Here is a 14,028-nt window from a genome sequence, read left to right as displayed (position 1 = left end):
GTGTCAACTCCGGCCAGTGATCAATGAGGGGCAGCGGCAACCCGTGCGCATCGCCAGATTCTCCATCGACGGCAACGTCGGCTTCGGCGTCCTCGACGGCGACGAGATCGACGTCATCAAGGGACACCCCTTCGCGGAATTCGAGCGCTCGGGCCACAAGGTCCCCCTGGACAAGGTCCGTCTGCTCCCCCCGGTCCTGCCCAACAAGGTCGTCGCGGTCGGCCGCAACTACGCCGAACACGCGCGCGAGCTGGGCAACGAGGTCCCGGACGTGCCGGTCACCTTCTTCAAGCCCTCCACCTCGGTGGTCGGCCCCGGCGACCCCGTCGTGTACCCCTCCTTCTCCCAGGAGGTCCACCACGAGGCGGAGCTCGCCGTCGTCATCGGCCGCATGTGCCGCGAGGTCCCGCGCGAGCGCGTCAAGGACGTCGTCCTCGGCTACACCTGCGCCAACGACATCACCGCGCGCGACGTGCAGCAGCGCGAGTCCCAGTGGGCGCGGGCCAAGGGCTTCGACACCTCCTGCCCGCTCGGCCCCTGGGTCGAGACCGAGCTGGACCCGGGCGACCTGACGATCATGTGCACCGTCAACGGCGAACAGCGCCAGCTGGGCCGTACGAGCGAGATGGTGCGCTCCGTCGAGGACCTGATCGTCCACATCACCGAGGCGATGACGCTGCTCCCCGGCGACGTCGTCCTCACGGGCACCCCGGCCGGGGTCGGCCCCCTCCATGACGGCGACGAGGTCTCCGTCATCATCGAAGGCATCGGCACTCTCACCAACAAGGTGATCAAGCGTGGCTAACGCGACCCCCTCCCCCAAGCTCTCGGCTTCGCTCGAGCAGGGGGTACCCCCCCGCGTCCGTTTCTGTCCCTCCCCGACCGGCAACCCCCACGTGGGCCTGGTCCGCACCGCCCTGTTCAACTGGGCCTTCGCCCGGCACACCCAGGGCACCATGGTCTTCCGCATCGAGGACACCGACGCGGCCCGCGACTCCGAGGAGTCCTACGAGCAGCTGCTCGACTCGATGCGCTGGCTGGGCCTGGACTGGGACGAGGGCCCCGAGATCGGCGGCCCGCACGCGCCGTACCGCCAGTCGCAGCGCATGGACCTCTACAAGGACGTCGCGCAGAAGCTGCTGGACGCCGGCCACGCCTACAAGTGCTACTGCTCCACCGAGGAGCTGGACGCCCGCCGCGAGGCGGCCCGCGCCGCCGGCAAGCCCTCCGGCTACGACGGCAAGTGCCGTGCCCTGACCGCCGACGAGATCACCGCGTACGAAACCGAGGGCCGTGAGCCGATCGTCCGCTTCCGCATGCCGGACGAGCCGATCACCTTCACCGACCTGGTCCGCGGCGAGCTGACCTTCACCCCGGAGAACGTTCCGGACTACGGCATCCTCCGCGCCAACGGCGCGCCGTTGTACACCCTGGTCAACCCGGTCGACGACGCCCTGATGGAGATCACCCACGTCCTGCGCGGTGAGGACCTGCTCTCCTCCACCCCGCGCCAGGTGGCCCTGTACAAGGCCCTGATCGACCTGGGCATCGCCAAGTCCATCCCGCTCTTCGGCCACCTCCCCTACGTCATGGGCGAGGGCAACAAGAAGCTCTCGAAGCGCGACCCGCAGGCGTCCCTCAACCTCTACCGCGAGCGCGGTTTCCTCCCCGAGGGCCTGCTGAACTACCTCTCCCTGCTCGGCTGGTCCTTCTCCGCCGACCAGGACGTCTTCTCCATCGAGGAGATGGTCGCGGCCTTCGACATCGCCGATGTCAACGCCAACCCGGCCCGCTTCGACCTGAAGAAGGCCGAGGCGATCAACGCCGACCACATCCGGCGCCTCGACCCGAAGGCCTTCGCCGAGGCCTGCCGCCCCTGGCTCCAGGCCCCGCACGCCAACTGGGACCCGGCCGACTTCGACGAGGCCGCCTGGCAGGCCATCGCCCCGCACGCCCAGACCCGCCTGACGGTGCTGTCCGACATCACCGCCAACGTCGACTTCCTCTTCCGCAAGGAGCCGGTCGAGGACGAGGCGTCCTGGACCAAGGCGATGAAGGGCGACCCGGTGGCCCTGCTCACCACCGCCCGCGAAAAGCTCGTCGGTGCCGACTGGTCCAGCCCCGAGTCCCTCAAGCAGGCCGTCCTGGCCGCCGGCGAGGAACACGGCCTCAAGCTGGGCAAGGCCCAGGCCCCGGTCCGCGTGGCCGTCACCGGCCGCACGGTCGGCCTCCCGCTCTTCGAGTCCCTGGAGATCCTGGGCAAGGACCGCACGCTGGCGCGTATCGACGCGGCGCTGGCGAAGCTGGGCGCGTAACCGCGCGGCAGCCACGCCGTACGCCGAAAGGGCGACCACCGTGTGCCGGTGGTCGCCCTTCGTACGTCACGGGCCGGATCACACGGCCACCAGGTCGATGACGTCGGCCCGGAGCCCGATACGCGGCGCCCAAGGCCGCCCCGCACCGTGCGGCGCGGTCCGCGTACCTGATCACGTAGGCGGTCATGGGCACCTGCCGACGTCGATGGGATTGTTCTCGGCGTCGTACGCGTTGCCCTCGGCGTCCCAGAAATCCAGGCTTCCGTGCCCCGACGGATGAGTCATGACCGGTGACGGTCGGAACGGTCGTTCTGTCGGCCACTTACGTCCCCGGCCACACGACGCTCCCGAGGCTGCCCGGCCGCAACGAGACGAACCGGGCCGCGCGGTCCGGCGCCGTCACCGACATCCGGAAACCGCCGCCCACAGCGGCGACATCCGCACTCCCGTCCTCATAGGCGAGCCCCCAGGCAGCAACCTGCGCGTCCCGCAGCCCCCCGACGGCGTATTCCTCGACGACGGCGAACACCCGGGGCGCGGTGGCGTCGACCAGTTCCTGGATCTCCCGGGCGAAGCCATCGGGTGGGTCGGGGAGGGGTGGGGGTGGGGATACGGTGGTCATGGTGAAGTCTCCCGCTGGTAAGCGCAGTTGTGCTGCTGTTGGTGAGGAGGCTAGGGCGGTCGCTGGTATGTAGGCCATTGTTTGGCTAGATCTCATACCGCTTCCACTCCTGTGAGTGAAAGGCAGAAGACATGGTCCGGGCCAAGGTCCCACCGACGGTCAGGCAACGGCGCCTGGGGGCCGAGCTGCGCCGCCTCCGGGAACGTGCGGACCTGTCTGTGACGCGTGCCGGCGAACTGTTTGGTGTGCCGCAATCACGTATCAGCAATATCGAGTCGGGCAACTACGCGGTCAGTGCGGACCGCGTCAGGGCGCTGGCCCGGCTCTACGAGTGTTCGGACGACGCCTTCATCCAAGCGCTGGCCGCGATGACCGGCGGCCGTACGCGCGGCTGGTGGGACGAATATCGTGAGTTGCTGCCCACGGCCCTGATCGAGGTAGCCGAGTTCGAACACGAGGCCACAGCGCTGCAGGTCGCTGTGCTCGTGGCCATGCCCGGTCTCCTCCAGTCTGCCGAACACGTCCGCGCCGCGTACAACCAGAACGTGCCTGCACTTCGCCCGTTTGAGGTCGAACACTGCACTGCGTTCCGCATCAGGCGGCAAGGCGTCCTGCATGGGGAAACGCCGTTGCCCTACACGGCGATCATCCATGAAGCCGCGCTGCGAATGGGGATCGGCGGGACCGATGTCGTGCGCGCGCAGCTCCGGCATCTCATGGACATGGGCGAGTACGAGCACATCACGATCCGGGTCATCCCTTTCGGGCGGGCGGATCTTCCCGCTTCGGGCGGCCAACCGATCACCTATGCGTGTGGGCCCGTGCCCCGACTGGACACCGTCCTGCTGGATACCGATCACGGCCTTGAGATTCTCCACGCGGAGGATCAGCTCGCCCGTTACCGGGAGGTTCTGGACCGCATGCGTCGGTGTGCACTCGATTCCGTCGAGAGTCGCAACTTCATCCACAAGATCGCGAAGAGTTTGTGAGGCCCGACGATGCACGATTACCAGTGGCAGAAGTCCTCGTACAGCAACGCGGCGGTGAATTGTGTGAACATCGCCGCCGCCCCCGACGGCACCCTCCGCCTGCGGGAGAGTGACGCCCCCGAGGTGATCCTCTCGGCCACCCGCGGCGGGCTGGCCGCGTTCTTGGCGGTGATCAAGGGGGAGGGAGCGGTTCCGGCAGGGCGTCGTGGCCGGGAGGCGGTCGCGTGACCGTCGATGCCGTCCTCTGGGACGTGGACGACACCCTCTTCGACTACACCGGGTCCGACCGCGCGGGAGCGCTTCGGCACATCGAGGCCGAGGGGCTGCTCGCGCGGTTCGAGAACGCCGAGTGTGCGCTCGGGCGGTGGCGGGAGTGCATGGAGGCCGCCTTCGCGCGGTTCCTCGCGGGGGAGCTGGGGTTTCTGGAGCACCGCAGGGAGCGGGCGCGGTCCTTTCTGGGGAAGCCGCTCAGCGATGACGAGGCCGACGCCTGGTTCGGGCGGTATGTCGCGCACTACGAGGCGGCCTGGGCGCTCTTTCCGGACACGGTACGGGCCCTGGAGGAGCTGGCTCCGCTGACCCGGCAGGGCGTGCTGTCGAACTCCTCCGGCGCCGTCCAGGAGCGGAAGCTGCGGACGCTGGGCATCCGTGATCACTTCGAGGTGGTGCTGTGCGCCGACGAGGTGGGGCATGCGAAGCCCACGGCCGAGGCGTTCCGGGCGGCCTGCGACGCGCTGGGGCTGGAGCCCGCCCGGGTCCTGTACGTCGGCGATCACCGGGACGTCGACGCGGTCGGCGCGCGGGACGCCGGGCTGGGCGCCGTGTGGGTGGACCGGGCCGGGGAGCCGGGCGAGGCGCCGGCCGGGGTGACCCGGGTCGGCGGGCTCGCCGAGCTGCCCGGGCTGGTCCGTGGCCTTATCGGTTTTGGAGCGTCGTCCACCTTCGGGTAATGTTCTTTCTGCGCCGCCCGGGAGGGCCGAAAGGCCGGGCCGGGAAGCGCAAGCCGAACAAAACCTCCACCGGAGGTTGCGTTTTGGTGGGCTATGGTGTAATTGGCAGCACGACTGATTCTGGTTCAGTTAGTCTAGGTTCGAGTCCTGGTAGCCCAGCAAGAGATCTTCTGAGGGTCTCTTGATCGCGCAGTACCAGGCCCCCGTTGTGTAGCGGCCTAGCACGCCGCCCTCTCAAGGCGGTAGCGCCGGTTCGAATCCGGTCGGGGGTACAGATCCTTTCTCTCCGTCACCTTCGGGTCGCTCCCGGATGTGACGATGCAAGGATCGCTAGGGCCCCCGTTGTGTAGCGGCCTAGCACGCCGCCCTCTCAAGGCGGTAGCGCCGGTTCGAATCCGGTCGGGGGTACTGGTCTAAACCACCATGGGCTATGGTGTAATTGGCAGCACGAGTGATTCTGGTTCATTTAGTCTAGGTTCGAGTCCTGGTAGCCCAGCGCGAAATCGCAGGTCAGCTGCGGTTCTGCAGAGCTAGCCCCCGTTGTGTAGCGGCCTAGCACGCCGCCCTCTCAAGGCGGTAGCGCCGGTTCGAATCCGGTCGGGGGTACACAAACGGAAAGGCCCTTCCCGGCAGGGAGGGGCCTTTCCGCGTGGGCCGCGCGGACCGCGGGCGGGCCCGCGCCGCCCGGCTCACCCGCCCTCGCCGTACCGGCGGTACGACTCCTCGGCCTCCGCGAGCCGTCGCAGACTCAGCAGCACCGGCTCGTACAGCACGGTCAGTGCCACCGCGGCCTCCACCTGCTCGGTGGGCGTCTCGAACCCCTCCACCAAATCCAGGTCGGTGACGGCCAGTTCACCCGCGAGCCGCGCGTACGGCAGGACGTTCTCGACGCCGTGCGGATAGCCGAGCCGGGCGAGCGCGGCGATGGCGTTCACCAGCAGCCCGTACGCAGGCGACAGCGCCCCCAGCTCCATTCCGAACCGCCAGTCCAGGCGGCGCAGCAGTTCGTCCGCCGTACGGCGCGCCGCGGCGGTCTCCGGGGTCTCCTCGGCGGGCCCCGGGTCGAACGGCAGCGCCCACACGGCCGCGCCGAGCCGCATGTGGTGGTCCAGCGACTCGTCCTCGACGGCGGCCAGCACCTCGCGCGCCGTCGCCACCGACATCTTTCCGACCTGGATCAGCGCCCGCACCAGACGCAGCCGGCGCAGGTGGGCGTCGCCGTACTCGGCCGTGGTGGCGGTGACCCGCTCGCCCGGCGGGAGCAGCCGCTCGCGCAGGTAGTACTTGATCGTGGCGGTCGGCACCCCGCTGCGTTCGCTCAGTTCCGCCAGTCGCATCCCTTGCGCCCTTCGTTGGAGAGTGACAGTATCCAAGCATGGATAGTGCCGCTATCCAAAGAATGGGAACAGGGGGAGATGTCATGGGTGGCAAGGTCGTGCCGGAGCGGGTGCGGGCGGACGCCGACGGGGAAGTGGTGGTCTACCTGGTCGGGATGCGTGTCAACCGGTGGCGCTCGGTGCGCAGTTGGCTGCCGGCGTTCCTGGCGATGCCGCGGATGCTGAAGGAGCTGGCGCGTGACCCGGGTGCGGGTCTGCTCGGTTACCGGTTGCTGAGCGGCGGGCCGCGCTTCTTCACCGTCATCCAATACTGGGAGTCGCGGGAGAAGCTGTACGCGTACGCCTCGGCCCCGGACCGGCAGCACCGCCCCGCGTGGGCGGCGTTCAACCGCCGCGCGCGAAGCGGCAAGGGCGGCGTGGGGATCTGGCACGAGACGTACGTGGTGCCGGCCGGTGCGCATCACACGCTGTACGACTCCATGCCGCCGACCGGGCTCGGCGCCGCGTACGGCGTCACCACGCCCGGCCGGCGCGGGGCGCGGAGCGCGCCCGTGGCCGTGGCGTAGTACGGCTGACCGGATACGGCTGACCGGCCGGTGCGCGCGTTCGGCGCCACCGGCCGGTCGGCGTTCCGGCGGGTCGGGTGGTGGGTGCTTCCGGCAGCTCAGCCCGTACGCCGCAGCGCCTCGCTGAGCCGCGCCGCGGCGTCGATGACCGCCTGGGCGTGCATCCGGCCCGGGTGCCGGGTCAGCCGCTCGATCGGTCCGGAGACCGAGACGGCGGCGACCACCCGGTTCGAGGGGCCGCGTACCGGGGCGGAGACCGAGGCCACGCCCGGCTCCCGCTCGCCGATCGACTGGGCCCAGCCGCGGCGCCGTACGCCGGACAGGGCCGTGGCGGTGAACCGGGCGCCCTGGAGGCCGCGGTGCAGCCGCTCCGGCTCCTCCCAGGCCATCAGGATCTGGGCCGCCGAGCCGGCCTTCATGGGGAGCGTGGAGCCGACCGGGACGGTGTCCCGCAGTCCGGACAGCCGTTCCGCCGCGGCGACGCAGATGCGCATGTCGCCCTGACGCCGGTACAGCTGCGCGCTCTCGCCCGTCACGTCGCGCAGGTGGGTGAGCACCGGTCCGGCCGTGGCCAGCAGGCGGTCCTCGCCGGCCGCCGCGGCCAGTTCCGACAGCCGCGGGCCGAGGATGAACCGGCCCTGCATGTCCCTGGCCACCATCCGGTGGTGTTCCAGTGCCACGGCCAGCCGGTGGGCCGTGGGCCGTGCGAGCCCGGTCGCCGTGACCAGCCCGGCGAGGGTGGCCGGACCGGACTCCAGAGCGCTCAGTACCAGAGCTGCCTTGTCGAGAACGCCGACGCCGCTAGAGTTGTCCATGCAACGATACTCACGTCTCACAGTGTGAAACGCAAGTTCAATTTTCCGGGGAAGTCGCCAATCTGTAGGGGCGGCCCTCGACCAGGGCCCGGCGCGACGTCCGGAACCGGGGGCCGGACGCTGCGCACACAGTCGAGTTGGGCCGGCGATGCGGCCGGCCGGAGGGAAAGCGATGGGACGGACACTCGCGGAGAAGGTCTGGGACGACCACGTCGTCCGGCGCGCGGAAGGCGAGCCCGACCTCCTCTTCATCGATCTGCATCTGCTGCACGAGGTCACCAGTCCGCAGGCGTTCGACGGCCTGCGCAAGGCCGGCCGGCCGGTGCGGCGCACCGACCTGACCATCGCCACCGAGGACCACAACACCCCCACCCTCGACATCGACAAGCCCATCGCCGACCCGGTCTCCCGCACCCAGCTGGAGACGCTGCGCAAGAACTGCGCGGACTTCGGCGTCCGGCTGCATCCGCTGGGCGACGTGGAGCAGGGCGTCGTCCACGTAGTGGGACCGCAGTTGGGACTGACCCAGCCCGGCACCACCGTGGTCTGCGGCGACAGCCACACCTCCACCCACGGCGCGTTCGGCGCGCTGGCCTTCGGCATCGGCACCAGCCAGGTCGAGCACGTGCTGGCCACCCAGACGCTGCCGATGGCGCCGTTCAAGACCATGGCCGTCACCGTCGAGGGCGAGCTGCCCGACGGCGTCACCGCCAAGGACCTGATCCTCGCCGTCATCGCCCGGATCGGCACCGGTGGCGGCCAGGGCTACGTCATCGAGTACCGCGGCCCGGCCATCGAGAAGCTCTCGATGGAGGCCCGGATGACCGTCTGCAACATGTCCATCGAGGCGGGCGCCCGGGCCGGCATGATCGCCCCCGACGAGACCACCTTCGCCTACCTCAAGGGGCGCGCCCACGCGCCCGAGGGGGCCGACTGGGACGCGGCGGTCGCCTACTGGAAGACGCTCCGCACCGACGCGGACGCGGTCTTCGACCACGAGGTCGTCGTGGACGCCTCCGAGCTGGCGCCGTTCGTCACCTGGGGCACCAACCCCGGGCAGGGTGCCCCGCTTTCGCAGACCGTCCCCGACCCGGCTTCGTACGAAGACGCATCGGAGCGCTATGCCGCCGAAAAGGCCCTGGAGTACATGGGGTTGACGGCAGGTCAGCCGCTGCGCGACATCCGCGTGGACACCGTCTTCGTAGGTTCGTGCACCAACGGGCGGATCGAGGACCTGCGCTCCGCGGCGGAGGTCGTACGGGGCCGCCGGATCGCCGACGGGGTCCGGATGCTGGTCGTCCCCGGCTCGGTACGGGTCGCCCTCCAGGCGGTCGAGGAGGGGCTGGACAAGGTCTTCACCGCGGCCGGTGCCGAGTGGCGGCACGCCGGCTGCTCGATGTGCCTGGGCATGAACCCGGACCAGCTGGCGCCCGGCGAGCGCTCCGCGTCCACCTCCAACCGGAATTTCGAGGGGCGGCAGGGCAAGGGTGGCCGCACCCACCTGGTCTCGCCCCAGGTCGCCGCCGCAACGGCGGTTCTCGGCCATCTGGCATCGCCGGCCGACCTGTCCGACGCCGACGCCGACGTACGCACGCCCGCGGGAGTCTGAACCACCATGGAAGCTTTCACCACGCACACCGGCCGGGCCGTCCCGCTGCGCCGCAGCAACGTGGACACCGACCAGATCATCCCGGCGCACTGGCTCAAGAAGGTCACCCGCGACGGCTTCGAGGACGGGCTCTTCGAGGCGTGGCGCAAGGATCCCCAGTTCGTGCTGAACCAGGAGGCGTACCGGGGAGCGACGGTGCTGGTCGCCGGGCCGGACTTCGGCACCGGCTCCTCCCGTGAGCACGCCGTGTGGGCGCTGCAGAACTACGGCTTCAAGGCCGTCGTCTCGTCGCGTTTCGCGGACATCTTCCGGGGCAACTCGCTGAAGAACGGACTGCTGACCGTCGTGCTCCCGCAGGAGACCGTCGAGGCGCTGCAGCAGCTCGCCGAGGCGGACCCCGCCGCGGAGGTCACCGTCGACCTCGTCGGCCGGCAGGTCCGGGCACCGGGCATCACCGCTGGGTTCGAGCTGGACGAAAACGCGCGCTGGCGACTGCTGGAGGGCCTGGACGACATCAGCCTCACCCTTCGGGAGGAGGAGGCCATCGCCCGGTACGAGGCGAACAGGCCGTCGTTCAAGCCGCGTACGGTAGTAGTCTGACCTCGGGTTTTTTGGCTCAAAGCCTTATTGCGTACGATGCGCCCCTTGCTAGTTGGCAGGGGGCGCATCGGCGTGTGAAGGCTGCCGTTGAGGCCCCGTGAAGCGACAACTCGCCGCAGATGGCACAATTAGCGCATGGAACGCGACGACCAACTCGAGCTCTACGGTCTCGTCGCCGACCGACTCAAGGACGCACACACACGAGTGCGGACACTGCAAGTCCCGGAGGGCGTACGCATGGCGCTGACCCGGAAGCTGCTCGTCATCACGGCGGCGGCGAAACACGATCTGGCGGACGCGGCAAGGCGTCTGGAGTGGTTCATGAACGACCTCGACGAGGGTCGCTTTCCCGAAGACGTGCACGCCGACGGAACTCCGTGAAGGTCGAGTTCGTTGCGGCACAAGGGTGATTAGCCCGTTTCGTGTTTGATTTGCGGTATATATCTGCCTAACGTGCGAAAAGGCTTGAACACTTTCGTTCCAGCAATGTCTCCGAAGGGGAAGACGTGAACAAGGCGCAGCTCGTAGAAGCCATTGCCGACAAGCTCGGCGGCCGTCAGAACGCCGCCGACGCGGTGGACGCGGTACTGGACGCAATCGTGCGTGCAGTTGTCTCCGGCGACCGTGTATCGGTCACCGGATTCGGTTCGTTCGAGAAGGTCGACCGGCCGGCCCGGTACGCCCGCAACCCGCAGACGGGTGAGCGGGTGCGGGTCAAGAAGACCTCGGTACCGCGTTTCCGCGCGGGTCAGGGCTTCAAGGACCTGGTCAGCGGCTCGAAGAAGCTCCCGAAGAACGACGTGGCCGTCAAGAAGGCTCCCAAGGGCAGCCTCTCGGGCGGTTCTTCCACCCGTACGACGGCCAAGGCCGCCGCGAAGAAGGCCACCGCCAAGAAGTCGGCCGCGAAGAAGACCACGGCCACCGCCAAGAAGGCCACGCCGGCGAAGAAGACCACCACGGCGAAGAAGACGACGGCCACGCCGGCGAAGAAGACCACCGCCACGGCGAAGAAGTCGGCGGCCAAGAAGACCACGGCCACCGCCAAGAAGGCCACCCCGGCCAAGAAGGCCGCCACCACCGCCAAGAAGGCGACGGCCAAGAAGACCGCGCCCGCGAAGAAGGCGACGGCGAAGAAGGCCCCGGCCAAGAAGACCACGGCCCGCAAGACCACCGCCAAGAAGACCACCGCCCGCAAGCGGTAATCAGCAGCGGCGACGCCACGCGTCGGGCCGGACTCCCCCCGGGGAGTCCGGCCCGCGGTGCGTCCCGGCCGGTGCGCGCCCGGCCCGCGCCCCGTGCCGTCTAGGCTGGTCCGCATGCAGGCCACCGCGTACACCTACGACGCCCAGACCCGTTCCGGCAGCGTGCTGCTCGACGACGGCACGCCGCTGCCCTTCGACACGGCGGCCTTCGACGCGGGCGGCCTGCGGCTGCTGCGGCCCGGGCAGCGGGTGCGCATCGAGGTCGAGGGCGAGGCCGGCGGCCAGGAGACCGACGGGCGCCGCATCGTGCTCGTCACGCTCCAGACGTTCTGACGCCCTCCGCGTCCGCGCGGGCCCGTATCCGCGGCACACAGAGCGCGGTGTGCCGCCCCACGCCCAGTTCCAGCGCGGCCAGCAGATCCGTGCCGGTGTCCACGTCCCGGCGGACGGATTCGGTGCCCGGCAGCACGATCTCGTGTGCCCCGGATTCCCGGTGCCGCGCCCGGGACGGCCCCCCGAAAGCGGGCGCCAATTCCACTCCGGGAGCCGCGGACAGCAGTGTCGTACCGATTTCCGCCGCATCCGTGAGAAATGCCCGGGGAAATGCGGCGGCGGCCCGCAGCACCCGGCGCAGTTCCGCCGGGCGCAACGCCGGGAGATCCGCGTTCAGCGCCGCGACAGGCGCGGCGGGGCGCAGCCGGCGCGCCTCCTGCGCCCCGTACGCCAGCGCCGCGTTCAAGCCGCGTCCCGGAAGGTCCGCGACGACCCGCGCCCCGAGCGCCGTCAGCCGTTCCCCGGCCAGCCGGTCGTCCGTGACAACCGCCACATCCGCGACGTCTTCGCAGGCCAGCGCAGCCGTCACGGTGTCCAGCGCGAACGCCAGTGCCAACTGCGGCCGCAGCTGCTCGCCCGCCGCCCCGGACAGCCTGCTCTTCGCCCGTACCAGGGGTTTCAGCGGCACCACCAGGCTCCAGCCGGCGTCCGCTCCGTCAGATCGCATCGCCCTCATTCTCACCTGCCGCCACCGCCATCCGTGAGCGGCGGGGTTACGGTGTTCTCGACATAGCGGGTACCTGGGGCGACACTTGTGCGGCTGCCGGGTCGCAGCAGCTCAGCAGATCCCACAAGGAGGGTGTCCCAGTGTCCCGCCGCAGAATCGGCTTCTGGTACCGCTTGGCCGCGGTCATCTGCAAACCGCCGCTCCTGGTTCTGTTCAAGCGGGACTGGCAGGGAATGGAGCACATTCCCGCCGACGGCGGATTTATCACCGCGGTCAACCACAACTCGTATCTGGACCCGCTGTCGTACGCGCACTACCAGTACAACACCGGACGGGTCCCGCGATTCCTCGCCAAGTCCGGGCTCTTCAAGGGCGGCTTTGTCGGCCTGATGATGCGCGGCACCGGCCAGATCCCGGTCTACCGGGAATCGACCGACGCCGCGGTGGCCTTCCGCGCCGCGGTGGCCGCCATCAACAAGGGCGAATGCGTCGCCTTCTACCCCGAGGGCACCCTCACCCGCGACCCCGACCTGTGGCCCATGCAGGGCAAGACCGGGGCCGCCCGGGTGGCGTTGCTCACCAAGGCGCCGGTGATCCCGGTGGCCCAGTGGGGCGCCAACGAGGTGATGCCGCCCTACGCCAAGGAGAAGAAGCTGCGCCTGTTCCCGCGCAAGACGCTGCGGGTCAAGGCGGGGCCGCCGGTCGACCTGAGCGAGTTCTACGGCAAGGAGCCGACCGCCGAGGTGCTGCGCGCGGTGACCGACAAGGTCATGGCCGCCGTCACCGAACTGCTGGCCGAGGTCCGCGGCGAGCCGGCGCCCGCCGAGCCGTACGACCACAAGAAGGCCGTCGCCGCCCGGCGCGGCCGGGCCCGCCGCGAGCGGGAGGCGGCCGAGCGGGCGCGCGAGCTGGACGAGCGGGGCGTGAAACTGGACGACCAGGCACCGAAGACACAGGAGGATGAAGGCAAGTGACGCGCTGCGCCGTCTACGGCACGGGGTCCTGGGGAACCGCATTCGCGATGGTGCTCGGTGACGCGGGCTGCGAGGTGACCCTGTGGGGCCGCAGAGCGGGCCTGGTCGACGCCATCAACACCGGCCGGACCAACCCCGACTACCTGCCGGACGCGGAACTGCCCGCGTCCGTACGGGCCACCACCGACCCGGCCGAGGCCGCGCACGGCGCCGATTTCACCGTCCTGGCCGTCCCCTCCCAGACCCTGCGCGGCAACCTCGCCGAATGGGCGCCGCTGCTGCCCGCCGACACCGTCCTGGTCTCCCTGATGAAGGGCGTCGAACTGGGCACCGCCAAGCGGATGAGCGAGGTCGTCGAGGAGGTCGCCAAGGCCCCCGCCGAGCGGGTCGCGGTGCTGACCGGCCCCAACCTCGCCAAGGAGATCGCCGCCCGGCAGCCCGCCGCCGCGGTCGTCGCCTGCGCGGACGAGGCGGTGGCCCGGCGTCTCCAGGCCGCCTGCCACACCCCGTACTTCCGCCCGTACACCAACACCGACGTGGTCGGCGCCGAGCTGGGCGGTGCGGTCAAGAACGTCATCGCGCTGGCGGTCGGCATCGCCGACGGCATGGGGCTGGGCGACAACGCCAAGGCCTCCCTGATCACCCGCGGCCTCGCCGAAACCACCCGGCTGGGCCTGGCGATGGGCGCCGACGCGCACACCTTCGCCGGCCTCGCCGGCATGGGCGACCTGGTCGCCACCTGCTCCTCGCCGCTGTCCCGCAACCACACGTTCGGCGCCAACCTCGGCCGCGGCATGACCCTGGCGGAGACCATCGCGGTCACCAGGCAGACCGCCGAGGGCGTCAAGTCCTGCGAGTCGGTGCTGGAACTGGCCCGCCGGCACGCCGTCGACATGCCGATCACCGAGACGGTCGTGGGCATCGTCCACGAGGGCAAGCCGCCGCTGGTGGCCCTCAAGGAGCTGATGTCGCGCAGCGCCAAGCCCGAGCGCCACTGACCGCCGCGCCGCGCCGGGGCCGGTACGGCTTCCGGCCACGGCCGGACGGCG

17 protein-coding genes and 5 tRNA genes are annotated in these 14,028 nt (G+C 70.1%); 18 read left to right on the top strand and 4 right to left on the bottom strand.

The features are described from left to right. The first annotated feature begins 43 nt into the window (after positions 1 to 43). Both ACH4FX_RS25995 and gltX read left to right on the top strand, forming a co-directional pair. On the top strand, positions 44 to 805 hold the full coding sequence (locus ACH4FX_RS25995) for a fumarylacetoacetate hydrolase family protein (protein WP_398482769.1): 762 nt from the start codon (positions 44 to 46) through the stop codon (positions 803 to 805). Next, entirely contained in the window at positions 798 to 2,315 is a 1,518-nt protein-coding gene (gltX, locus tag ACH4FX_RS25990; protein WP_398482767.1) for a glutamate--tRNA ligase, read from the top strand. The genes ACH4FX_RS25995 and gltX overlap by 8 nt, the downstream gene beginning before the upstream one ends. Before the next feature lie 322 nt (positions 2,316 to 2,637). Here gltX and ACH4FX_RS25985 read toward each other — a convergent pair whose 3' ends face one another. Next, positions 2,638 to 2,937 carry a hypothetical protein gene (locus ACH4FX_RS25985; protein ID WP_398482765.1) on the bottom strand — a complete coding sequence of 100 codons (300 nt, stop codon included), beginning with the start codon at positions 2,935 to 2,937 and terminating at the stop codon, positions 2,638 to 2,640. A gap of 131 nt (positions 2,938 to 3,068) precedes the next feature. On the opposite strand from ACH4FX_RS25985, the gene ACH4FX_RS25980 reads away from it, so the two are divergent. The 8 genes from ACH4FX_RS25980 (at position 3,069) to ACH4FX_RS25945 (ending at position 5,482) form a co-directional block, all read left to right on the top strand. Further along, a complete protein-coding gene (locus ACH4FX_RS25980) occupies positions 3,069 to 3,926 on the top strand; it encodes a helix-turn-helix domain-containing protein (RefSeq protein ID WP_398482763.1) in 858 nt (285 codons plus the stop codon). Positions 3,927 to 3,935: 9 nt separating this feature from the next. Continuing rightward, positions 3,936 to 4,154 carry a DUF397 domain-containing protein gene (locus ACH4FX_RS25975; protein WP_398482762.1) on the top strand — a complete coding sequence of 73 codons (219 nt, stop codon included), beginning with the start codon at positions 3,936 to 3,938 and terminating at the stop codon, positions 4,152 to 4,154. Continuing rightward, a complete protein-coding gene (locus ACH4FX_RS25970; protein ID WP_398482760.1) occupies positions 4,151 to 4,876 on the top strand; it encodes an HAD family hydrolase in 726 nt (241 codons plus the stop codon). Before ACH4FX_RS25975 ends, ACH4FX_RS25970 begins: the two co-directional genes overlap by 4 nt. Positions 4,877 to 4,963: 87 nt before the next feature. Next, positions 4,964 to 5,035 (top strand) — tRNA-Gln (locus ACH4FX_RS25965). Between the two features lie 40 nt (positions 5,036 to 5,075). Then, positions 5,076 to 5,148: transfer RNA gene (locus tag ACH4FX_RS25960), tRNA-Glu, on the top strand. Positions 5,149 to 5,211: 63 nt separating this feature from the next. Further along, a tRNA-Glu gene (locus ACH4FX_RS25955) sits at positions 5,212 to 5,284 on the top strand. A 16-nt stretch (positions 5,285 to 5,300) separates the two neighbouring features. Next, positions 5,301 to 5,372: transfer RNA gene (locus ACH4FX_RS25950), tRNA-Gln, on the top strand. A 37-nt stretch (positions 5,373 to 5,409) separates the two neighbouring features. Further along, a tRNA-Glu gene (locus tag ACH4FX_RS25945) sits at positions 5,410 to 5,482 on the top strand. 83 nt (positions 5,483 to 5,565) lie between these two features. Here ACH4FX_RS25945 and ACH4FX_RS25940 read toward each other — a convergent pair. Beyond that, positions 5,566 to 6,213: a MerR family transcriptional regulator gene (locus ACH4FX_RS25940; protein ID WP_398482758.1), complete on the bottom strand. Its 648-nt coding sequence runs from the start codon at positions 6,211 to 6,213 to the stop codon at positions 5,566 to 5,568. Between the two features lie 83 nt (positions 6,214 to 6,296). On the opposite strand from ACH4FX_RS25940, the gene ACH4FX_RS25935 reads away from it, so the two are divergent. Beyond that, positions 6,297 to 6,779, top strand: coding sequence for a DUF4188 domain-containing protein (locus tag ACH4FX_RS25935; protein WP_398482756.1), 483 nt, complete (start codon positions 6,297 to 6,299; stop codon positions 6,777 to 6,779). Positions 6,780 to 6,877: 98 nt separating this feature from the next. On the opposite strand, the gene ndgR is transcribed toward ACH4FX_RS25935, so the two are convergent. Beyond that, complete coding sequence (ndgR, locus tag ACH4FX_RS25930; RefSeq protein WP_003984709.1) at positions 6,878 to 7,594, bottom strand: IclR family transcriptional regulator NdgR; 717 nt, start codon at positions 7,592 to 7,594, stop codon at positions 6,878 to 6,880. A 172-nt stretch (positions 7,595 to 7,766) separates the two neighbouring features. Here ndgR and leuC point away from each other — a divergent pair, with 172 nt between their 5' ends. From leuC to ACH4FX_RS25905, 5 genes are all read left to right on the top strand, one after another. Next, a complete protein-coding gene (leuC, locus tag ACH4FX_RS25925; protein WP_398482754.1) occupies positions 7,767 to 9,203 on the top strand; it encodes a 3-isopropylmalate dehydratase large subunit in 1,437 nt (478 codons plus the stop codon). 6 nt (positions 9,204 to 9,209) lie between these two features. Next, entirely contained in the window at positions 9,210 to 9,803 is a 594-nt protein-coding gene (gene leuD, locus ACH4FX_RS25920) for a 3-isopropylmalate dehydratase small subunit (protein ID WP_398482752.1), read from the top strand. Between the two features lie 135 nt (positions 9,804 to 9,938). Next, positions 9,939 to 10,184 carry a hypothetical protein gene (locus ACH4FX_RS25915; protein WP_003984706.1) on the top strand — a complete coding sequence of 82 codons (246 nt, stop codon included), beginning with the start codon at positions 9,939 to 9,941 and terminating at the stop codon, positions 10,182 to 10,184. A gap of 125 nt (positions 10,185 to 10,309) precedes the next feature. After that, positions 10,310 to 11,005, top strand: coding sequence for an HU family DNA-binding protein (locus tag ACH4FX_RS25910; protein ID WP_398482750.1), 696 nt, complete (start codon positions 10,310 to 10,312; stop codon positions 11,003 to 11,005). A 114-nt stretch (positions 11,006 to 11,119) separates the two neighbouring features. Beyond that, positions 11,120 to 11,338 (top strand): hypothetical protein, encoded by a 219-nt coding sequence (locus ACH4FX_RS25905; protein WP_398482748.1) that lies wholly within the window; start codon positions 11,120 to 11,122, stop codon positions 11,336 to 11,338. On the opposite strand, the gene cofC is transcribed toward ACH4FX_RS25905, so the two are convergent. Continuing rightward, positions 11,319 to 12,005 (bottom strand): 2-phospho-L-lactate guanylyltransferase, encoded by a 687-nt coding sequence (cofC, locus tag ACH4FX_RS25900; protein ID WP_398482746.1) that lies wholly within the window; start codon positions 12,003 to 12,005, stop codon positions 11,319 to 11,321. The two genes, ACH4FX_RS25905 and cofC, sit on opposite strands and share 20 nt — an antisense overlap. Positions 12,006 to 12,145: 140 nt before the next feature. Between cofC and ACH4FX_RS25895 the strand changes: the two genes are divergently transcribed. Together ACH4FX_RS25895 and ACH4FX_RS25890 are read left to right on the top strand one after the other, a co-directional pair. Next, positions 12,146 to 12,979 carry a lysophospholipid acyltransferase family protein gene (locus ACH4FX_RS25895; protein ID WP_398482744.1) on the top strand — a complete coding sequence of 278 codons (834 nt, stop codon included), beginning with the start codon at positions 12,146 to 12,148 and terminating at the stop codon, positions 12,977 to 12,979. After that, positions 12,976 to 13,977 (top strand): NAD(P)H-dependent glycerol-3-phosphate dehydrogenase, encoded by a 1,002-nt coding sequence (locus ACH4FX_RS25890; RefSeq protein WP_398482742.1) that lies wholly within the window; start codon positions 12,976 to 12,978, stop codon positions 13,975 to 13,977. Before ACH4FX_RS25895 ends, ACH4FX_RS25890 begins: the two co-directional genes overlap by 4 nt. Positions 13,978 to 14,028: the final 51 nt, after the last annotated feature.

It is taken from the genome of Streptomyces sp. NPDC018019 (genome assembly GCF_044327805.1).
In the GTDB taxonomy this organism is placed as follows: Bacteria; Actinomycetota; Actinomycetes; order Streptomycetales; family Streptomycetaceae; genus Streptomyces.
This window is presented reverse-complemented; position numbering and strand designations above follow the sequence as displayed.